A 21,546-nucleotide genomic window follows, 5' to 3' on the forward strand; every position below is an offset into this window, starting at 1 on the left:
GGGGCGAACGCCGCGGCCGGCCGCTTCCGGCGCGGCCGACCGCTTCCGGCGCGGCGAGGTCGCCGGTGAGCGCAGCGCGGTCGCCCTGAGCGCGATTCGCGGCGGACTGCGCTTCCGGGAAGTGGGGGGCCTCGACTGGCCTTTCCTGGCGGTGCTCGGCGCGCTCTCGCTGACCTGTATCATCCTGATCGGAAGGGCCGCGACATGAGGGCGTGGCTGAGGTCCGGCGCCATCATCATGCTGGGAGTGCTCCTGGCCGGCTGCGCCGTGCAGCAATCACAGCCGCTTCTGGCGCTGGACGCCCCGAGCGGGGTCAGGGACGCGATCTCAGGGTCGTCGCGCTCGCGGTCGGCGAGCGGCTCCGGTGGCGGACGCGGGAGGGCGCGAGCGGCGAGGGCGCCCTGATCGCCGTGACCGCCGACAGCCTGGTGCTGGACGCCCGCCCCGACTCGGCCTGGAACAGCAAGCCGCGGGAAGTCCGCCTCGCCCTGGCCGACCTCAGCGAGCTCTCGCACCGAGACCCCCCGGACCGGGCGTTACCTGAGAGCGGCCGTCGGCATTCCCCTGATCGCGGCGAGCCTCACGCTGATCGTCATCGTCATTGCCCTGGACCATCGTTCGCCCTGGGTGTTCTGAGCCGCGCGCAGGCCCTTGCACTCCCAGACCGCATGTCGCATCCTCCCGTCTTCTCAGGCGGCGCGAGGCAGGATGGGCGAGTTCTACGCACTCGGCGCGGCCCTGGTCTGGGCCTTTGCCGTGATCCTCTTCAAGCGCTCGGGCGAGACGGTCTCGCCCTTCGCGCTTCTACGCACTCGGCGCGGCCCTGGTCTGGGCCTTTGCCGTGATCCTCTTCAAGCGCTCGGGCGAGACGGTCTCGCCCTTCGCGCTGAACCTGTTCCGCGTGGGGATCTCGCTCGTGGTCTTCCTGCCCCTGGTCGCGCTCAGTGGCCAGCCCTGGCTGCCCGACCTGCCCGCGGGCGACTACCTGCGACTCGCCGCGAGCGGCATCCTCGGCATCGCGATCTCGGACACTTTCTTCCACCGGGCGCTGAACCGGCTGGGTGCCGGGCTGACGGCCATCGTGGACGCCACCTACTCGCCCTTCATCGTCACCTTTGCCTTCCTGCTGCTCGGCGAGCGGCTGAGCGTCTGGCAGCTCCTCGGCATGCTGCTGGTGATCTCGGCGGTGGTGCTCGCGTCCTATCACCACTCCCGCGCGCACCTGAGCCGGCGCCAGCTCGTCGCCGGCGTCGCCTACGGACTGACGGCGATGGGCACGGTGGGCCTGGCCATCGTCATCGCCAAGCCGGCGCTCGAGCGCAGCCCGGTGATCTGGGCCACCACGCTGCGGCAGGTGGCGACGCTCGCCGTCATGCTGCCGGCGGCGCTACTGCACCCGCAGCGGCGGCGCTTGCTCGGCGTGTTCAAGCCCGCGGCCAACTGGCGCTTCAGCCTGCCGGGCACGCTGCTCGGCTCCTGCCTGGCGCTTCTGCTCTGGATCGCTGGCATGAAGTACACGAAGGCGGGGGCGGCGGCCATCCTCAACCAGACGAGCACCATCTTCGTGCTCATTCTGGCCACGCTCTTCCTGCGCGAGCGCTTCACCTGGGTGAAGCTCGCCGCCGCTCTGCTCGCCATCGGCGGCATCCTGCTGGTGACGCAGGGCTAGTCGCGCGCCCACGACCGGTGTGGACTTGGCGATCGGCGCCCTCATCGGCCGGCGCTTGCGCTCGCTTGCCTGCGCTACCCGGTGCTCGGCAAGGCCGCCAATTGCAGGGCGGCGGCAAGGCCCGCGCCGCTGTCGTGCAGCAGACGGTGGCAGGCCGCGCAGAGCGTGATCAGGTTCGCCGCGCTGTTGCGGCCGCCCCGCCGGCGTGGCTCGCGGTGATGCACCTCGAGGAAGCGCGTGGCCCGGCAGCCCGGCGCCTGGCAGCGATGGCCATCGCGCGCGAGCACTTGCCGGCGCATTGCCGGGGGAATCGAGGCTCGGTTGGGCTTGCCGTCCCGCTGCTCGCGGCAGTCGCAGGCAGCCTGCGCGGCCACTGCTGGCGCCAGGGCGCGCCCGTCGGGCAGGCGCGCCGCGCCGCACTCCTCGCAGCGGTAGATCACGACCTCGTAGGGCGGCTCGTTTTGTACACGTGTACACTCGGACTCGGCCAGCGCGACAAAGGCGGCCAGCAGCAGTTCCTCCTTCGCCTCGGCGTGCCCCTGCTTGCGCAGCCGCTCGACGATGGCCAGCCAGCGGGCGTGCTGCTCCGGCTCGAGCGTGAAGCTGACCTGAGCCTTCGGCGCGGGCGTGGGGATCGCCGCGGGGGCCGGCGGCAGCAGCACGCCCTGCCCGGACTCCTCCTCCGCCTCGCGGCGACTCTCGCGAATCCGTACTTCGAGCTGACGTGCGCTGCTCGTCTTCGCGATGGCGATCCACTGGCCTTCGGAGCGCGGCGTGGCGACCGCCGCCACGCTGCGCGCCTTGGTCCAGGGCATCTCGCCGGCCTCGACCGAGGCGCGCAGCTGGGGCAGGCTATCGAGCGACTCGGCGAGCCGGATGAACTGGTAGGTCTTCGCCTGCCCGAAGCCGAGTACGGCCTCGGCGTAGGCATGAATACTGGCGTAGCCGCAGTCGCGGTAGAGGCGGCGGCGCATCAGCTCGGCGAACCAGAGCACGGCGTTCTGCTCGGCGCGTCGCAACTCGGCGACGGCCGCGCGCAGGCGGGCATCCACCCCAGCGGCGGGGAGATTCGGCACGAATTCGGACATGGAGAGACCTCGGCAGAACGAGGTCGCGGGAGGTTGGGAGGCTCACAATATACTATGAAAATCCCCAGCGTCAAGTGCGTCGCCAAGGAAGACCGACGCCGCGAGCCGGCGCGCGGCGTCGCCGCTTGTGCGCAGGCTTCTTGATGGATCAGGGCTAGCCGCGCGACTGGATCCCGAGCCCGGCCACGATCAGCGCGAGGCCGACCAGGGTGCCCGCGTGGATCGGCTCGCCGGCCACCCGCGCGATGAAGACCAGCGACAGGAAGGGCGCGATGAAGATGAGGTTCGCCACGCGCGCCGCGCTCTCGGCCAGGCGCAGGGCGGTGAGCCACAGCACGAAGGTGACGCCCATCTCGATCGTGCCCACGTTTTCGATGAAGATCAGCGACAGGAAGGGCGCGATGAAGATGAGGTTCGCCACGCGCGCCGCGCTCTCGGCCAGGCGCAGGGCGGTGAGCCACAGCACGAAGGTGACGCCCATCTCGATCGTGCCCACGTAGAGCGCGCCCCAGAGGCCGCGCCAGTCGGCGGGGGCGAGGCCGTCCGTCAGCGCGCAGATGAGCCAGATCGCGGGCAGCCCGCCCGCGAAGTTGAGCAGGAGGCTGGCCACCGGCGGCAGCGCGCCGCGCGCGTTGCCGATCCAGTAGAGCGCCCAGAGCAGCGTGGAGCCGAGCGCGAGCGCCACGCCGAGCGCGTCGGCCGAGCCGCCCTCGCCCTGGCGCGAGATCACCAGCACGCCAGCGTAGGCCACGAGCCCCGCCGCGAGCAGGCGCGGGCGGAAGCGCTGGCCGAGCAGCGGGATCGAGAGCAGGCCCAGCGTCAGTGCCCAGGTGTAGTTGAGCGGCTGGGCGACCTGCGCGGGCAGGCGGTCGTAGGCGGCGAAGAGCACGAAGTAGTAGGCGGCCGGGTTGAGCAGGCCGAGCAAGAGCCCGCGCAGGATCGCCGCGCGCGGCGCCGCCCGCAGCGCCGCCGCCTCGCCGCGCGCGAAGAGCAACCCGATCAGGATCACCAGCGCCACCGCCGCCGACCAGGCGAGGAGCTGCGCGGGAGTGAGCGCGCGCAGGCTGAGCTTGAAGGCCGTCGCCACGGTGGACCAGAGCAGCACCGTCGCAAGGCCGAAGAGCGTGGCGCGGCGCTGGGCCTGCATCAGTCCTTGCCGGCCTTGCGCGCCGTGATCGCCGCGCGCGCCCGCTCGACGCTCTCGGCCGGGCTCACCTTCACATGCGCGTCGACGATGCGGCCCTCGGCGTCGATCAGCCAGTGCGAGCGGATCACGCCCATGTACTTCTTGCCGTACATGGACTTCTCGCCCCAGGCGCCGAGGGCCTCGAGCAGCGCGTGCTCGGGGTCGGAGAGGAAGTCGAAGGGGAAGCCCTCCTTCGCCTTCCAGCGGGCGAGGGTCGCGGGCGCGTCGGGACTGAGGCCCAGCACCTTGACGCCGCGGGCCGCGAAGGCGCGCGCCTCGTCCTTCATCCCCTTGGCCTGCACGGAGCAGCCGCTGGTCGCAGCCTTGGGGAAGGCGAAGAGCAGCCAGGACGAGCCGCGCAGGCTCGTGTGCTTGACGGTCTCGCCGTCCTGGTTCTTCAGGTTGAAGGCGGGCAGCTTGGCGGCAGCCATGCGGACTCCTTGCGCGGAGCTAGGGCTTGGCGGCCTCGGCGGGAGCGAGCAGCAGCTCGGGATCGACGAGCTGACCCTGCGCGCTCACCCCGAGGTGCAGGTGCGGGCCGGTCACGCGGCCGGTCGCACCTGTGCGGGCGATGATCTCGCCGCGCGCCACGCGCTGGCCGGGCTGCACGGCGATGTCGGACAGGTGGAAGTAGAGCGTGAAGAGCCCGTCCCCGTGATCGAGGTAGACCGAGTTGCCGGCGTAGAAGTGCTCCTCGGCGAGGGTGACCTGGCCGTCCGCGCAGGCCGCCACCGGCGTACCGTCCGCGGCCTTGAGGTCGAGGCCGCTGTGCGGACTCTTCGCCTCGCCGTTGAAGAAGCGGCGCAGGCCGAAGTCGCTGCTCGGCTCGCCGGCGACGGGCCGGCCGAGGGGCAGCGGCCAGTCCGCGGCGGGGCTCACCCGCGCCAGCGTCTCGCGGACCCGCAGGCGCTCGCGCTCGGCCCGCGCGCTGTCGGCGGGCGAGAGCTGGCTGTACTTGCTCTCGACCGTGAGGTGCTGCTCGGGGTAGGCGCGGGGCTCGCGCCGGATCTCGCGCACCATGAGCATCTCGGCGCCGCTGCGCCACTCGCGCACGCGCAGCGTGTGTCGATCGCCCGCGAGGCGCTCGCGCATGCCCAGCCCGAGCACGAGCCGGGCGACGCGCGCCTTGGCGGTCGTCGCAAGCGGTGGCCGCAGCGTCGCGCCCAGCCACTCGACGTGCAGGGAGTCCGTGTCGAGCGCCGTGCGCAGCGTGAGGACGAAGGCGGTTCCCTCGGGTACCGCCTCCGGGCAATCGATGGCGAGCGCCCGCGCGCGCGGCGGCGCGAGGGTGGCGAGCAGGACGAGGGTCAGGGCGGCACGCAGCGGGCGCGGCATCGGGTCCTCCGGGCGCTGCCGCCAGGATAGCGGCCGCGCCGCGCGCGGGCAAGCGGACTAGTCGCCGACCCGGGTGCGGCGGGCGCTGCCGCCAGGATAGCGGCTGCGCCGCGCGCGGGCAAGCGGACTAGTCGCCGACCCGGGTGCGGGCGTAGAGCTGGACGGGCTCGAGCAGGGCGTCGCTGAGGCCGAAGACCCAGACGGCCGTGTTGCCCTCGACGCGGTCGGCGTTGGTCTCGCCGATGGGCCCGGGCAGCGTGAGCCGGAGCTCGAGATCCGTCGCCGCGACGAGGTCCAGCCCCGGCAGGCGCTCGGCGACGCGCTGGTCGCCCTCCTCGCCGCCGCCGCGCAGCACACCGTCGAGGCGCTCGGCGATGGCGTCCGCCGCGGCGCTCGGCGCGACGCGCGCGACGATCCCTCGCGCCTGCTCGGCGAGGGCAGTGAGGAAGGTCTCGTAGGCTGGCTCGCCGGCGTCCTCCTGCTCGAGGGCGATGTAGCGCAGCGCGGCGCCGGCGAGCAGGCCGCGCAGCTCGGCGCGCGCCAGCGGGTCGAGCGCGGGGTAGTCGGCGGCGAGGGCCGCCTCGCCCAGTTCACCGAGGATCCCGGCGGCGGCGGGCAGGATGCCCTGCCACTCGAAGCGCTCGCGGTAGCTGAGGCTGCGGCCGCCGTCGACGGGGGTCAGCTCAACCTCCACCGCGTTCGCGAAGAGCACGCCGCTCGCCGCGGTGCCGGGCCGGCCGGGGATGGCGATCTCGCCGCTGAGGCCGCTCCAGTCGGCGGGCGCGGCCAGGCTGCGCTCGCGGCGGAAGACGAGCCGCTGCGGCTCGTCCGCGCGCTCGACGCGCTGCCAGCCCGCGGCTTCGCTGAGCGCGAAGCCCTCGCGGAAGTGGGAGAGGGCGGCCTCGGGCGTGGGGCCGGGCGCGTCGCAGGCGAGCTCGGTGACGCGGCGGCCGCCGCCGTCGGCGTCCAGCGTGACCTCGATCGTGTAGTGCTGACAGCCGGCGCAGGCCGCGAGCAGGCAGGCAAGCAGCATGGCGAACGGGCGTGACATCGTCCACACCTCCGCGCAATGGCCCCGCAGGGTTGGGGCGAGCATAGCGCGGAAACGTCCGCCGGTTAAGCCCGCAATTCAAGGCGATCTCTGGACCGAAGCGGGTTCAGGGGATGTCCCTGCCGTAGACCGCCCCTAGCGGTCCGCGCGAGCTGCCTGGGTCCACCTTGTACAGGATCTCCAGCGACTGGTTGAACCGCAAGTCCATGCAGACCTGATAGTAGTGTATGTACATCTGCGCACCCTGGTGATAATACGTGCTGATCGGGAAATAACGCAACGCGATCTCATGCCCCGGCACCCCGTCGACGATGACCTGGACGATCGGGCCTTCGTAGTAGCCATTGTCCGAGTAGTAGGATGTGAGCTGATAGAGCTCGCCGGAACCCTGCAGGCTCACGAAGCTCTCGAAGGTTTCGGACTCCGTCCAGGTCCAGGTGCCGCCGTGGTGCTCCAAGGTCTGCGCCGGCAGCAGGGCGCTGCGCAGCTCGGCGAGGTGGTAGCCGTCGAGCTTGTCGGCGTTCAGATTCGCCGCGAGGCTGCCGTTGCTGACGGGCACCTGACCGGCGGCGTTGCCGGCGTGGTAGCCGTCGAGCTGGTCCGCGTTCAGATTCGTCGCCAGGCTGCCCCCGTTGCTGACGGGCACCTGACCGGCGGCGTTGCCGGCGTGGTAGCCGTCGAGCTGGTCGGCGTCGATCGCGTCGTCCGCCGTGCCGTGAATGGCCCCGGTCACGCGCAGGTCGCCGGCGACGTCGAGGGCATAGCCCGGGTTCGCGGTCTGCACGCCGACCCTCCCCTCGTCATCGATGATGAAGGGCGTCGGGTCCCCGGCCTCGTCGTCGACGCGGAAGGCCGTCTCGGCGGCCGTCTGCTGGACGTGCAGCTTGGCCTGCGGGCTGGCGGTGCCGACGCCGACCTTGCCCGGCACGTGGGAGATGTCGTTGCCGGCGATCGTCCAGTCGCTGTCGGTGACCACGGCGGGGTTCTGCCAGCTGCCGACGCCAGTGGCGTCGGAGGTCAGCACCTTCCCTGAGCCCTGGCTGCCGTCGACGAGGCGCAGGCCGCCCGCAACCTGCAGGCGCTGGCTGGGCGCCGTCGTGCCGATGCCGACCTTGCCGTCGCTGCGAATCGCCATCAGGGTGTCGGTGCCGACGACCCGGTAGAGGTCGTTGCCGTTGCGCGTCCAGGTGGCGGCACTGCTGACGCTGTAGTCCACGTAGCTCATCGTGGCGGCGTCCTGGGCGGAATTCGGATTCTGGAGGTTGCGCAGGAGATGTCCCGTCGCGTCGAGCGAGCCGAAGAGCGTGACCTGTCCGCCGCTGCCGATGCGCAGGCGCTCGGCGGCCGGGGATGTCCCGTCACAGGTGGAAAGGCTGATGTAGCCGGGCACGAAGAGCGGGCCGGGCGTGTCGGCGGCGAGGAAGGCGATGCTGCCCGCGAGGCCCTCCTGGTTGCTCGCATTGACGCCGACGCCCTCGACGAGCCCGAGGGTGTCGCCGAGCTGGACGCTGAGGTCCTGGCCCAGAGCACTGCCGCGGCTCTTGGCGAGGCGCAGGACGGCGGAGGCGTTGGGGTTGTTCGCATAGCCCTTGATCCGTTCGCGCGCGGCGCTGCCGACTCGCTGTAGATCGAGAGGCGATTGCGGCGAGGAGGTGCCGATGCCGACGCGTCCCGTCAGTCGGTAGATGTCGCCACCGCTGATCACCCAGTCGCCGTCGTCGCCGCCGCCGCCGAGGCCGGCCGCCACCCACTGGCCGCCGCTGTAGCTGAGCACCTGGCCATCGGTCGGGGCCGGCACGCTCACGTCGCTCAGGGCGTCGAGCGCGTGCGTGTGGTTGGCACCGGCGAAGCTCTCGTTGCTCAGGCCATCGAGCCGGTCGGCGTTGAGGCTGTAAGGCGCGGCCGCCAGCGCGATGCGGGGCGTCAACTCGGCCCCGCCGCCGACGGCAACGCCCAGCCAGTAGAGGCTCGCGAAGTCCAGGCCCAGCGGCGTGAGGCTGCCCAGGAGGGCGTTGAACACGCCATCGACGACGGCGAGCGTCTGCGTCTCGATCCACAGCGCCGTGCCGCCGCTGGCCGCGCTGTAGAGCTTGAAGGTGAGCGCGTAGTCGCCGTCGGCCACGATCGTGCCGCCGGCCTCGCGCAGGATGCCCTGGTAGCTGATCGTCTGGGGGACGGCCGCCCGCGCGGCCGCCGACCCAGCGAGCAGGACGAGGAGACTGAGTGTGATCGCTCTGCGCATTGCGTGATCCTCCTTCGGGTGTGCGCTGGGAAGCGCTCTCTCTGCCATGGCGTTCACGCTGGCCGCGTGCTCCTGGGTTGGCCCTCACGGCGATGCAGGGCGCCACAACTCCCGCGACCCAGGAGCGGCGCCGGGGACTGCGGATCGGCATCGGATGAGGGGGTAGGGGTGGGCATGTCCCGCCCACCTAGAGACTGCAGCTGCGGCGATGCAGGGCGCCACAACTCCCGCGACCCAGGAGCGGCGCCGGGGACTGCGGATCGGCATCGGATGAGGGGGTAGGGGTGGGCATGTCCCGCCCACCTAGAGACTGCAGCTGCGCGAGGGCCGACTGTAGGGAACGCACCTCGGTATTGGGGCGATCGCTAGCGATGATCGCTCGCCTCGCGAAGAACGTGACCACGTCCCAGCCCATCGGCCTCACCTGGGGTCCCGGCCCGCGCTTCAGTGCAGCTTGAGTGTATCACGCGGTCACCCGCGAGGAAACAGGCGGCCCAGCCGTCGGCGCTGGCACCGACAGATTGCGCACGTGAGACATGGCGTGAGCGAGCGGAGGCCGCCGCGAAAATGCCCGGCGGCGAAGCCGCCGGGCATTCTCGCCCTAGCCGCAGTCAGGAGCTCCCCGAGATGGGCCTCGCTGCCCCGACTGAGCGTGGCATCTGGACATCTGAGCATCGGCCGGGATCGCAAGGATCGGCCGGGATCGCAAGGGCTAGGTCGACCGCGCCGCATCGCCACGCAACGTCGAACCGCACCATCGGAGCTTGTCACGATTGGCAGGCGCACGCCGCGCAACTCAATGGCCGGCTTCTATGGCAGTTTGCGTCAGGGCAGAGCTCCTCTCCGCCTGGTGACCGATGTCTCTGTCCGGAGGCAATCCGAAGGCCTCCGCATTCAGGTAGCGTCCCCGCTCCTTGTCGGCCTTCAGCTCCTCGACCGGGATGCGGTGGGCGTTGGCATAGGCGTCCTTGCGAATGCCCGTCACCATCCAGGAAACCTCCAGGCCCACTGTCCCTCCAGCCACCCGGAAGCGGTTACCTTGGACTTTCTCGGCGACGTAGACGGGTGCGAAGCCGCCGATGCAGGTAAGCTGGTAGCGGAAGTCGCGATTGAGCGCCTCGAACCACGCGGGCAGTTCGACCCAAGCGGAGCCGTCTTCACCGAGCAGGATGTTGCCGTTATACACGTTCATCATGTCGGGGCTCTCGACGAAGGAGTGGCTGAGGGTCTTGTTCTCGGGATCCAGCGGGTGATCGATCTTGAAGGATCCGGCGCTCTTGCTCAGGGTGCCCGCCACGTGGACGTTGCCCCAGAAGTAGCCCGCGTAGCTGATCCCATAGGGCCCCGGGGCGTAGCCGTAGATGGAGTAGTTGTACTCCCCGCCTTCGGCACGGCCGTAGACTGCGTAGCGGTTGCCCGTACCCGTGGGATTGAAGACGTGCCCGTAGACGCCGTAGTACGGCCCACTGCCAATGCCGCCGACCGGGTAGACGGTTCCGCGAACGCCGATGGAGCCGCCCTCGAACCAACCTCCCCAGCCGTAGGCGTCGTAGGGTTTCGAAAGCCCCTGAACAGCTACCTCATCCGCGGCAACGCCTCCATACAGGCGCTTGGCCCAGAAGAGATCGTCGGAGCCCTCGATGAGAAGCGGTCGATCGGGGTAGAGTGTGCCGATGCCCACACGCCCGCCCACGTAGGCGTTGCTGGGGGTGTAGAGACCCCAGTGGTTGTAGTTCGTGTCCTGGTACCCGAGGGCGCCCCAAACGCTCACGTTCTCGTTGCCGCCCAGCACGCCGGCGGTGTGCGGATTGTCGAAGTACACGCTCACGTTCTCGTTGCCGCCCAGCACGCCGGCGGTGTGCGGATTGTCGAAGTACGTGTAACCCGCGACGCCGAAGCTGTAGGGGTCGCCCCAGTTGTTCCAGCCCGTCACCGCGTTGTTCGTCTGCCAATAGCCGTAGCCGGTCCCCGGGTTGTTCAGCGCGGAGTCACGGAGCCCGTAGAGCGCGGCGCGGGCGTCCGAGCCATTGTCGTAGTCGTTGAGCTGGGCGTAGACGCCGCCCTGCTGGGCAGGCGCAGCGCCGTAGACCTGCAGCCTGGCCGCGGTGGCGTCTCGGCCGGCGCGGGCTTCGGCCTGGGCATCTCCTGCTGGCAGGCGCGCGGGCACGGTGCCGATGCCGACCTTGCCCAGATTCCGGTACAGGTTGTCCCCGCTCGCCGTCCACTGGCCGTCGGGCGCTGGATTCTGCCAGGTGCCCGCGCCGCTCGCATCCGAGGTCAGCACCTTGCCAGCGCCGCCGCCCGGTGGCAGTTTGAAGCCGCCCAGTGTGGCTGTGCCGCCGAGGTATGCGTTGTAGGGGGTGTAGATGCCCCAGGATGCCTCGGAGGCATCCGCGTAGGCCAGGGACCCCCAGGTGCCGCTGTACTGGTCGCAGCCAAGGACGCCGCCCGTGTACGGCGAGTCGAACCAGGTGTAGCCAGCGATGCCAAAAGTATAGGAGTCGCCATAGATGTTCCGACCGGTGATCGCATTGTTGGTCTGGTGAAGCAAGTATCCCGCCCCGGGGTTGCCTAACCCGGAGGCACGCTCAGCGTAAACCGCGGCGCGTTCGTCCGAGACGTTGTCGGACTCGTTGAGCCGGGCGTACACGCCTCCCTCCTGGCCGGGAGTCGCCGCGAACACCTGCAGCTTGGCGACGGTGGCGTCCCGGCCCTGGCGCTCGGCGTTCTCTGGATCCGTACGCGTTCTAGCCGGGGCACTGCCGATGCCGACCTTGCCCGCGAGGTGGTAGATGTCGTCGCCGCTGATCACCCAGTCGCCGTCGTTGCCGGCGGCGGGGGTTTGCGCCACCCAGGCGCCGGCGCTGTAGGTCAGCACCTGCCCGGTTGAAGGTGTGGGCACGCTCACATCGCTCAGGTTGTCCAGGGTGTGCGAGTGCGTCGAGGTCGAGAAGGCCTCGCTACTGAGGCCGTCGAGGCGATCGGCGTTGAGGCCGTAGGGCGCGGCGGTCAGCGCGATGCGTGGCATCAGCTCTGGATTGGCGCCCACCGCCACGCCCAGCCAGCAGGGGCTGCTGAAGTCGAGCGTGAACGCCGTGACGCTGCCGAGGCTGGCGTTGAAGACACCGTCGGCGACGGGGAGGGTCTGACTCTCGGTCCACAGGGCGCTGCCGCCGCTGGCGACACTGTAGAGCCTGAAGGTGAGGGTGTAGTTGCCGTCGGCGACGATGGTGCCGGCGGCGTCGCGCAGGATGCCCTGGTAGCTGATCCTCTGCGGGACGGCCGCCATCGTACTCGCCGCCAAGACCAGCACGAGCACGAACCAGAGAGCGGATGCGCTTTTCATCGGATGGTTCTCCTCCCGGTGCGTGCAGCAGGGGGAGTCCGACCGATGTGCAGCCAGTCCCCCGGAGCTGCTTGGTGCCGGCGACGCTCTCACCTCCCATGCCGGCGTCACAGCTCCGAGCATCGAACGGCGTTGCAGAGGATATCACAGTGTTGACAGATTCTTAGCGATTCCGACCCGACATCCACATATGTGAAACAAATAGCGCGTCCGTGTCGCAATTGAGATACCGGGCAGGAGGTCTCGCCTCCTCGACAACAATGAGGCCCGACGACAACGCCGCCGGGCCCATGATGCCGTTGGTCTGGCAGGCGTCGTCCTAGTGGCCGCCTTCGCCGGTCGCTCTCCTCACGTCCAGGTTCTTGCGATGCTGATAATCGACGCTCATGTTCTCCGGCAGGCCGAAGGCCTCCGCGTTCAGGTAGAGGCCGCGGTCCTTGCGGTGCGCGTTGGCGTAGGCGTCCTGGCGGATGCCCGTCACCTGCCACGAGACTTCCAGGCCCGCCGCGCCACCTGCAACCTTGAAGCGACTGTCCGTCATCTTCTCGGCAACGTAGAGGTTCGGGCCAGGCGCGCCGATCGCTGTGAGCTGGTAGCGGAAGTCGCGGTTGAGCGCCTCGAACCAGTCTGGCATCTCTACCCAGGCACTGCCATCAGGCCCAAGCACGAGGTTGCCGTTGTAGACGTTCATCATGTCCGGGCTCTCGACGAAGGAATGGCTGAGCGTCCTGTTGGCGGGATCGAGCGGATGGTCGATCTTGAAGGATCCAGCAGATTTGTAAAGCGTACCCGCCACGTAGACGTTGCCGTTGAAGTAGCCGGCGTACTGACTGGTGCCGCTGTAGGCTTCGCCGTAGACGCCAATGTTCATTCCGGCGCCGTTGGCATAGCCGTAGACGCCGAAGTTGTACCCACCGGTGCCGCCGTTGGCGATGCCTTGCACGCCATAGAAGGAGCCGGTTCCGGTGGGGAAGACGAGGCCTTCGACGCCGTGATGGCCGCCCTCGAAGCGGCCGCCAATGCCGTAGAAAGGCGCCGGCACCGAGTAGCCTTCGACGCCCACGTAGTCCTGCATGCCGACGAAGGTGACCTTGCCCAGGATGGCGCTGCCCGCAGGATTGTCGACTTCGAGCGCCCGAGCGGGCGCAGTGGTGCCGATGCCGACAGGTCCCGCCAGATAGCCCCGACTGGGCGTGTAGAGGCCCCAGCCCGTGTAGGATGCGTCCTGATAGCCCAACGCTCCCCAGACACTGCTGCTTTGATTGCAGCCCAGCACGCCGCCCGTGTAGGGGGTGTCGAAGTAAGTGTAACCCGCGACGCCGAAGCTGTAGTTGTCTCCCCAGCTGTTCCAGCCCGTGATGGCGTTGTTGGTCTGATAGATGGCATAGCCCGAGCCGGGATTGGCGAGACCTGAACTGCGGGTGCCAAAGATGGCGGCTCTGGCGTCGCTGGCGTTGTCACTGTCGATGAACTCGACATAGGCGCCTCCCTCCTGGGCAGGCGTCGAGGCGTGGACCTGGAGCTTGGAATGGTAGGCATCCCTGGACTGTCGATCATCCGCCCTTCCTGCGGGCAGCACCTTCTTGTACGGCGCCGTGCCGATGCCAACTTTGCCCGAATAGCGGTAGATATTGTCGCCTTCGATCGTCCAGTCACCGTCGTTGCCGGCGGCGGGGGTCATGGCCTGCCATTCGCCCGCTCCCTCGTTGAAGGTGGGCTCGTTGAAGGTGAGCACTTGTCCGCTGATCGCGCCGGCCACACCGACATCGCTGAGTGCATCGAGGCTGTGCATGTGCGTTGAGGCCGCGAAGCCTTCGCTACTGAGGCCATCCAGGCGATCCGCGTTGAGGCTGTAGGGTCCGGCCGCCAGCGCGATGCGCGGCGTCAACTCGGCCGCGCCGCCCACGGCCACCCCCAGCCAGTAGGGATTGCTGAAGTCCAGCGCAAGCGCGCTGACGCTGCCTAGGCTGGCATTGAAGACGCCATCGGCCACGGCGAGGGTCTGCGTCTCGGTCCACAGGGCGGCGCCGCCCGCGGGCACCGAGTAGAGCCTGAAGGTGAGGTTGTAGTTGCCGTCGACCACGATGGTGCCACCGGCCGTGCGCAGGATGCCCTGGTAGCTGATGGTCTGGGGGATGGCGGCCGGCGCCGCCATGGCCCAGAGCAGCAGAGGGACGAAGCAAAGTGTCAAAGCCTGTCTCATGGTGGTGCTCTCCTTGGTGAATGGGCGGCGAAGTCCCGACAGGGGAGTCCGCATCCGTCTGGCGCGCCCCGCGAGAGGGGCGCGCCAGCGGACCCGGGTGCGACTACTTGAGCAAGGTCAGCTTGCTCGTGTCGACGCCGTCCGCAGCCTCCAGGCGCGCAAAGTACACGCCCGAGGACACCGGCTGACCCGCCGCGTCGCGGCCGTCCCAGCGTGCGCTGTGCTGGCCCGCCTCCTGGTGGCCGCTGGCGAGCGTCACCACGCAGCGGCCGGCCACGTCGTAGACCGCCAGGCGCGCCTCGCCGGCCGCGGCCAGCGCGTAGCGGATCTCCGTCTTCGGGTTGAAGGGGTTGGGCAGCGCGGCGAGCAGGGCGCTCCGCGCGGGCGCCGGGCCTTCGCCGGCCGCCGTGAGGTCACCGCTCAGGCCCCAGATTTCCACGTCATCGATGTTCCAGCCGCTGTAGAGCCAGCTGCCGTCCGTCGTCCCCATCGTCCAGCGCAGGTAGACCGCTGGTTGACCATCGGCGATGGCGGAGATGTCGTAGTCGAGGTACTGCCAGCTGTTGTCGGTGATCTCGCTGCCGTTGGTCCAGACCTGCGTCCAGCTCGTGCCGTTCGTGCTTGCCCCCGCGCAGGTAGGCGTGGTCGTAGGCCGGCTGCTCGACGTTGAGCCAGCGGCGGAACTTCACCCGCGTCGCGCTGAACGCGGAGCAGTCGAAGGGCGTGCTGGTGAGATGGTACTCGGGCATGTTGTTCGTGTAATCGCCGTTCAGGTTGTAGCCATAGACGTTCGTGCCCGTGTATCCGTTGTTGGGATCGGCGAAGCCGTGGGCGGAGCCACCCTGGCCGGTTGGATCGCCCCAAGCCCACTGACCCTGGGTGGTCCAGCCCGGGTTCGTGTCCATGTTCACGCTGTACTGGAGCGTGGGCACGCCGACCTGGAGGCTCACGGGACGGGTCGTGTCCCCGTCGTGGTTCGTCGTGGTGGTTCGTCGTGTTCGTGAACTGCACGGTCGCGCTGTGCAGCCCCTGCGGCAGGCCATTGGCGGCGCTGTTGATGCTGACCGTCACCTGCGCCGTGGCGCCGGGGTTCAGAGCGCCGCTGCCGCCGGCGATCGACACCCAGGCCGCGTCGTCGGTGACCTGGAAGCTGAAGGCCGTCTCGCCGGCGTTTTCGATCGTGTAGACCTGACTCGCGGGTGAGAAGGGCCCGCCCTGGTCGCCGCTCGCGGCGAGACCCGTGCCGGGCGTCACTTGCATACCGGTGGCGTAGGGGTCGTAGGTGTCCAGCGTGACGGCGCCGGTGTTCAACGGGTCGAGGTAGCTGCTCAGACCGTGCGTCCAGGACACCGAGAAACGGCCGTACCAGTCGGAGGTCTGGCTGCTGCAGGAGGCGTAGCCGCCGTGCAGCTGGCCGACGACGTGGTGGTTCGGGCTGAAGAGCGGCGAGCCGGAGGAGCCGGGTTCGGTGGTGCCGAGATCCCAGTCCGTGATGCGGATGTGCGTGCCGTCGCCAGGGATCGCTGTGCCCAGGTAGCTCGTCGTGCTCGTCGGATCGTACTCGAAGCTGATGCTCTTCTCGTCGGTGCTCGGATGGTGAATGGCGACGGCGCTCGCGGGATCGGCGCTCGACTTGTCCCAACCGGCGTAGGTGACTCCCCAGGCCGGGTTCGGCAGTTCGTCCAGCTCGACGAGCGTGAAGTCGGAGGCCGAGTAGGAGGCGCGGAAGAAGGAGCCCGTCTGGTTCTGGGCCAGCGAGCCGCCGCCGTGCTGGCCGCAGGTGGGGCTCTCGAAGTTCCAGTAAACGACCAGCGAGGCGGCGTTGCCCGTGTTGATGCCGCAGTGGTTGGCGGTCATGAAGTAGGGCCGCGCATCCTGCGCGGTGTTGTTCACCATGAAGCCCGTGCAGAAGGTGCTGCCGCCCGTCGAGATCACGCCGATGGCCGGGATCTCGCTGCGCCAGTCGTCGCCCTCGGGGCAGACGACATCCACGTTGCAGGCGCCCGAGCGATCGCGGCCGAGCAGCTCGCCGAAACCGCGGTAGCCGACGTTCACGGAGCCAAGCATCAGCTCGACGCGATCCGCCGCCTTGACCGGCACGGTCAGCTCGATGACGAGCGCGTCGCCCATCACGACGGGCGTCCACAGCTCGCCGTGCGCGGCGTTGTCGGCCGCGGTGAAGGCGCGCGTGCCGTCGCTGAAGTCGGCGGCGTAGACGATGAGCTGCGCGGCCTCTGGCAGCGCGAAGCGCGTGAAGCCGAGGTTCAGCGAGAGTGCGCCGGGCGACGCGACGCGCAGGCGCCAGACCTGGTTGCCGCCGGGGATGGTCTCCCAGGTGCCCGCGCTCGCGGGGCTCAGCTCGACCGGGAAGGGAATGGCGAAGCGGGGCGGCAGGCCCTCGGCCTCGCGGTCCTCGTCCTCGAGGCGAGCGAGCGCGGCGTCGACGACCGGCGCGCGGTAGAGCTCGACGCTTTCGAGTGCGGCGAGCGGCTGGGTCTGAGCGCTGGGGGTGGCGAGCAGCGCTCCGGCGGCGAGCGTGGGCAGGCAGGCCAGGGCGAGCAAGGCCAGCCCGAGCATGGGTCTGAGCAGGCGCATGGTCCTCTCCGTTTGCAAAAGGGTCGCGTGTCGAGCGAGTGGTACAGGCCACGCCTTCGCGGCGCGGCAATTCGGATAATATCATACCACAGTTCCGCTGATATGCCCAGTTTTTCCCTTGCGAGCACTCCCGCGATGCCCGAAAATCAAAGCCCCGCTTTCCCCTCGGAGGTGCCCCATGCGCCACGCTGCGCTCATCCTTGCTCTGCTCGCTCTCGCTCTGCCTGCCGCCGCCGACACCCAGCGCATCGAACTCGCCGCCGGCGCGCTCGATCTCGCGGCGGGTGTTACCCCGCCCGCCGATCCCGGGCTGCGCGCACTGCCCCTCGATCCCGACGAGGCGACGCACTGGATCGTCCACTGGCGCACGGCGCTCACCCCGGCGCTCAAGGACGAACTGCGCGCCTTGGGCGCCGAGCTGCTCGGCTACCTGCCTGCGCAGGCCCAGCTCGTGCGGATGACCGGCGCCCAGGCCGAGGCCGCGCGCAAGCTCGCGGCGGTGGACTTCGTCGGCCAGTGGCAGCCGGCCTATGCGCTGAGCCCGACCATCGGCCAGCGCGTCTGGCGCGACCCCGCGCGCGCGGCCGACGGCCGGCTCTTCCTCAGCGTCGAGCTCTTTCGCGGCAGCGACGCCGAAGAGGTCGCCGCGGCCGCAGGCAAGCTGGGCGCGGAGGTGCTCGCCGTGATCGCTGACGCCGCGGCGCCGCGCCTCGAACTCGTGCTGCCGCCCGCGCAGCTCCATGCGCTGGCCCGCCAGGCCGGCGTGCAGTGGATCGAGGACGCGCCAGAGAACGCGGACCGCAACAACAACGTCGTCTGGATCGTGCAGACGGCGGTCAGCGGCAACGAGGCGCTCTGGGACCGCGGCCTGCACGGCGAGAACCAGGTGCTCAGCCACATCGACAGCGGCATGGCCGAGTCGAGCTGCTACTTCAACGATCCGGACGGCGACCCCGTCGGCCCCAGCCACCGCAAGGTGCTCTACCAGACGGGCGGCACGAGCACGCACGGCACGCACACCGCGGGCACGGCGGTGGGCAACCAGACGCCGGTGACGGGCTCGACCAATGCCAACGGCGTCGCCTACGAGGCGAAGATGGCGATCAGCGTCTACAACGTGGGCGGCTTCAGCATGTACACGACGCTGGTCACGCACCACGGCTACAGCGCGCGGGTGTCGACGAACTCCTGGGGCGACGACGGCACGACGGCCTACACCGCGCTCTGCCGCGACATCGATCGCTACAGCCACGACTACGAGGAGGGGATGGTGGCCTTCGCGGTCACCAATCTCTCGACGCTGAAGACGCCCGAGAACGCGAAGAACGTGCTCGCGGTGGGCGCGACCAGCAACCCGAACTTCGAGAGCCACGCCTCGGGCGGCACGGGTCCCACGGCCGACGGCCGCCGCAAGCCGGAGATCTACGCGCCCGGCTGCAACAACGTGTCGGCTTCGACCTCATCGTGCGGCACGACCAGCCTCTGCGGCACCTCGATGGCCTGCCCGGGCATTGCGGGCTCGGCCCTGCTCGCGCGGCAGTACTACACGGAGGGCTTATACCCGAGCGGCAGCTCGACGCCGGCCGACGCCTTCACGCCCTCGGGCGCGCTGCTGCGCGCGACCTTGATCAACGCCGCCGACGACATGTCGGGCGTGGCGGGCTAAAACGCCGCCGACGACATGTCGGGCGTGGCGGGCTATCCCTCCAACCGCGAGGGCTGGGGGCATCTCGTGCTCGACGAGGCGCTGCACTTCACGGGCGAGGCGCGCGGCCTCTGGCTCGTCGATGTACGCAACGCGGACGGCCTCCAGACCGGCCAGAGCGTGGACTATCCGCTCACGGTGAACAGCAGCGCGCAGGAGCTGGCCGTGACGCTGGTCTTCACCGATCCGCCGGCCGTGGCCGGCGCGGCGGCGCCCATCATCAACAACCTGGACCTCGAGCTGATCGCGCCGGACGCGACGAGCTACCGGGGCAACGTCTTCGCCTCGGGCTTCAGCGCGCCGGGCGGCAGCTTCGATCTGCTGAATACGGTCGAGCGCGTGCTGCTCGCAAGCCCGGCCTCGGGCCAGTGGACCCTGCGCGTGCGCGGCACCAACGTGCCCGAGGGCCCGCAGGGCTTTGCCGTGGTGGTGAACGGCGACGTCACCGGCTCGCTCACCGCGGTGCCCGGCGAGGAGACGCCGCTCGCTTCGCTGCCGCGCCTGGCCGCGCCCGTGCCCAACCCCTTCAACCCGAAGACGACGCTGCGCTTCTCGCTGCCCGCGGCGGGCCCGGCGCGCCTGGCGATCTACGACCTCAGCGGCCGCCGCCTGGTGACCCTGGTCGACGAGCGCCTCGAGGCCGGCGAGCACGCGGTCGAGTGGGAGGGCCGCGACGCGGCGGGCACGCCGCTGGCGAGCGGCGTCTACCTCGCGCGCTTCGAGGCGGCGGGAGTAGAGGACATGAGGAAGCTTACGCTACTCAAATAGGTCGCTCGCTCGTTCCCTCTCGCGCCCGAAACAACGGGCGCGACCCGGGAACGAGCTCGCTTGCACAGGAAAGGGGGAGCCGGCCGGCTCCCCCTTCTTGCCACGTGGCAAGTCCCGCAGCCGCCACGCAGTCGGCGACGCCGGAGTGCTCCGGCCAGCGATTCAGGGTTCCGGGGCGCTGGGGGTTCAGGCTTTTCGTCCGGTCCATCTTGCACTATGATCGCTGCATTCCGTGATTGCCGGCGATGGGTACTCCTTTGGGTCCCCGGTAATCCCCTGCAGTGCCCCCACGACACGGCCGCAATGATCAGCGGTCGGTGCTCGCCGAGGCAAGTGAGGATGCGGTGAGTTTCGCGGATTTCAAGCTCGACCCGCGCCTGGCGCGCGCCGTCGAGGAGCTCGGCTTCATCGAACCGACGCCCGTGCAGGCGAAGGCGATCCCCGCTGCGCTGGCCGGCCGGGACATCATCGGCCTCGCCCAGACGGGCACGGGCAAGTCGGCGGCCTTCATCCTGCCCATCCTGAACCGCCTGCTCGCCCGCGAGCGCGGCCACACCCGCGCGCTGATCGTGGCGCCGACGCGGGAGCTGGTCGAACAGCTCGCCGAGCACGTCGAGGCGCTCGCTGTCCACACAGAACTGCGCGCGGCGACCGTCTACGGCGGCGTCAAGTACAAGGCCCAGATCGACGCCCTGCGCAAGGGCGTGGAGATCGTCGTCGCCACGCCGGGCCGCCTGCTCGACCACATGGAGCGCGGCACGGCGATGCTGGCCGGCCTCGAGGTGCTGGTGCTCGACGAGGCCGACCGCATGCTCGACATGGGCTTCCTGCCGGACGTGAAGCGCATGCTGCGCAAGCTGCCGCGCAGCCGCCAGACGATGATGTTCTCGGCGACCATGCCTTACGACATCCGCCGGCTCTGCACGGAAATCATGAAGGACCCCGTCACCGTGGAGATCGGCCTGCGCGCGCCGGTGGAGACGGTCAGCCACGCCCTCTACGCCGTGGCGCCCACGCACAAGAACGAGCTGCTCATCGCCGTGCTCCGGCAGACGGACACCGAGTCCGTGCTCATCTTCACGCAGATGAAGAGCGCCGCGCGGGCGGTCTACCTCGCGCTCCAGAAGGCCAAGTTCAAGGTGGCGGTGATCGAGGGCGACATGCCGCAGGGCGAGCGCCAGGAGGCGCTCGACGGCTTCCGCGCCGGCAAGACGCAGATCCTCGTCGCCACGGACATCGCCGCGCGGGGGCTGGACATCTCGCAGATCTCGCACGTGATCAACTACGACATGCCGGCCACGGTGGACGACTACACGCACCGCATCGGGCGCACGGGGCGGGCGCTGCACACGGGCGACGCGATCACCTTCGTCACGCACGAGGACCTGGAGATGGTCGGGCGCATCGAGAAGGTGCTGGGCATGGCGCTCGAGTACAAGCACGTGGCGGGCCTGGCCTTTCCACCGCCGCCCTGGGATCCCCTGGGGCGGCCGGCGGTGGAGAAGCGCGACCGCCGACGGCCCACGCGGCCCAGTCTCAGGCGGGGGCGCTAGGAGCGCGCCGCGGCGCCTGCAAGGAAGGGAGTGCAAGGGATGCGCAGCAGAATCGCCAGCCGGTTCGTGAAGGGGTCGACCACTCTCCTGTTCCTGGTGCTGGCGCTGCCGGCGGGCGCCGCGGGCCGCGACGAGCGCGACCCGGCCGTCTACAAACCGGCCTACAAGTTTCCCATCTTCGAGGAGATGAAGGAGGGGCGCGAGGCCAAGCAGGCCGCGCTCGACTCGCTCCAGAAGCTGGTCGACGAGCGCTACAAGGCCGAGGCCAAGCAGGAGGAAGAGGAGAAGCGAAGCCTGCGCCTCGACTGGTCGCGGATCGCCAAGCCCGCCGGCCCGGAGGCCTTCGCTGCGGCCTTCCACTTCCCGCCCGTCAGGCAGTACAACACGGGCACCTGCTGGTCCTTCTGCTCGACCTCCTACTTCGAGTCGGAAGTGGCCCGGCGCACGGGCCGTCAGGTCAAGCTCTCCGAGATGTGGACGGTCTACTGGGAGTACGTCGAGAAGGCGCGCCGTTTCGTGCGCGAGTACGGGCACTCGGAGTTCAGCCAGGGCTCGCTGGATCTCGGCACGCGGGAGGTCTACCGCCGCTACGGCGCCGTGCCGGAGGAGTTCTACCCCGGCCTGCCCGACTCGAGCGCCCGCCACGACCACACGCTGCTCTCGCGCGAGCTGCGCGCCTATCTGGACTGGGTCAAGGAGCGGGGGTACTGGGAGGAGGAGAAGGTGCTCGCCTACGTGCGCAGCATCCTCGACTCCCACCTCGGTGCGCCGCCCGAGCGCTTCGAGTTCGAGGGGCGGAGCTTTT

Annotated in this window: 12 protein-coding genes and 2 pseudogenes; 4 read left to right on the top strand and 10 right to left on the bottom strand. The window is 69.7% G+C overall.

Going from position 1 to position 21,546, the window contains the following annotated elements; genetic code table 11:
• The first annotated feature begins 841 nt into the window (after nucleotides 1-841).
• On the top strand, nucleotides 842-1,669 hold the full coding sequence (locus FJ251_04990; GenBank protein MBM4117090.1) for a DMT family transporter: 828 nt from the start codon (nucleotides 842-844) through the stop codon (nucleotides 1,667-1,669).
• A 74-nt stretch (nucleotides 1,670-1,743) separates the two neighbouring features.
• Here FJ251_04990 and FJ251_04995 read toward each other — a convergent pair whose 3' ends face one another.
• The 10 genes and pseudogenes from FJ251_04995 to FJ251_05040 all read right to left on the bottom strand — a co-directional run bounded on the left by FJ251_04995 (nucleotide 1,744) and on the right by FJ251_05040 (nucleotide 16,715).
• Nucleotides 1,744-2,757, bottom strand: coding sequence for an HNH endonuclease (locus FJ251_04995; GenBank protein MBM4117091.1), 1,014 nt, complete (start codon nucleotides 2,755-2,757; stop codon nucleotides 1,744-1,746).
• Nucleotides 2,758-3,130: 373 nt separating this feature from the next.
• Nucleotides 3,131-3,904: pseudogene (locus FJ251_05000) on the bottom strand (DMT family transporter).
• Nucleotides 3,904-4,374 carry a peroxiredoxin gene (locus FJ251_05005; protein ID MBM4117092.1) on the bottom strand — a complete coding sequence of 157 codons (471 nt, stop codon included), beginning with the start codon at nucleotides 4,372-4,374 and terminating at the stop codon, nucleotides 3,904-3,906. The pseudogene FJ251_05000 and the gene FJ251_05005 overlap by 1 nt, the downstream one beginning before the upstream one ends.
• 19 nt (nucleotides 4,375-4,393) lie before the next feature.
• Nucleotides 4,394-5,278, bottom strand: a complete 885-nt coding sequence (locus FJ251_05010) for a M23 family peptidase (GenBank protein MBM4117093.1) — start codon at nucleotides 5,276-5,278, stop codon at nucleotides 4,394-4,396.
• A 127-nt stretch (nucleotides 5,279-5,405) separates the two neighbouring features.
• Nucleotides 5,406-6,329 (bottom strand): hypothetical protein, encoded by a 924-nt coding sequence (locus tag FJ251_05015; protein MBM4117094.1) that lies wholly within the window; start codon nucleotides 6,327-6,329, stop codon nucleotides 5,406-5,408.
• A gap of 106 nt (nucleotides 6,330-6,435) precedes the next feature.
• Entirely contained in the window at nucleotides 6,436-8,571 is a 2,136-nt protein-coding gene (locus FJ251_05020; GenBank protein ID MBM4117095.1) for a hypothetical protein, read from the bottom strand.
• Nucleotides 8,572-9,367: 796 nt separating this feature from the next.
• A complete protein-coding gene (locus tag FJ251_05025; protein MBM4117096.1) occupies nucleotides 9,368-11,917 on the bottom strand; it encodes a hypothetical protein in 2,550 nt (849 codons plus the stop codon).
• Nucleotides 11,918-12,236: 319 nt separating this feature from the next.
• Nucleotides 12,237-14,120, bottom strand: coding sequence for a hypothetical protein (locus FJ251_05030; protein MBM4117097.1), 1,884 nt, complete (start codon nucleotides 14,118-14,120; stop codon nucleotides 12,237-12,239).
• A gap of 103 nt (nucleotides 14,121-14,223) precedes the next feature.
• On the bottom strand, nucleotides 14,224-14,610 hold the full coding sequence (locus tag FJ251_05035) for a T9SS type A sorting domain-containing protein (protein MBM4117098.1): 387 nt from the start codon (nucleotides 14,608-14,610) through the stop codon (nucleotides 14,224-14,226).
• On the bottom strand, nucleotides 14,541-16,715 hold the full coding sequence (locus tag FJ251_05040; GenBank protein ID MBM4117099.1) for a hypothetical protein: 2,175 nt from the start codon (nucleotides 16,713-16,715) through the stop codon (nucleotides 14,541-14,543). Before FJ251_05040 ends, FJ251_05035 begins: the two co-directional genes overlap by 70 nt.
• Nucleotides 16,716-16,893: 178 nt before the next feature.
• Here FJ251_05040 and FJ251_05045 point away from each other — a divergent pair, with 178 nt between their 5' ends.
• The 3 genes and pseudogenes from FJ251_05045 to FJ251_05055 all read left to right on the top strand — a co-directional run bounded on the left by FJ251_05045 (nucleotide 16,894) and on the right by FJ251_05055 (nucleotide 21,546).
• Complete coding sequence (locus tag FJ251_05045) at nucleotides 16,894-18,381, top strand: hypothetical protein (GenBank protein ID MBM4117100.1); 1,488 nt, start codon at nucleotides 16,894-16,896, stop codon at nucleotides 18,379-18,381.
• A 15-nt stretch (nucleotides 18,382-18,396) separates the two neighbouring features.
• Nucleotides 18,397-19,188 (top strand): T9SS type A sorting domain-containing protein, encoded by a 792-nt coding sequence (locus FJ251_05050; GenBank protein MBM4117101.1) that lies wholly within the window; start codon nucleotides 18,397-18,399, stop codon nucleotides 19,186-19,188.
• Between the two features lie 344 nt (nucleotides 19,189-19,532).
• Nucleotides 19,533-21,546 (top strand): annotated as a pseudogene (locus FJ251_05055) (DEAD/DEAH box helicase).

The sequence above is a fragment of the bacterium genome (genome assembly GCA_016873475.1).
Classification (GTDB): domain Bacteria; phylum Krumholzibacteriota; class Krumholzibacteriia; order JACNKJ01; family JACNKJ01; genus VGXI01.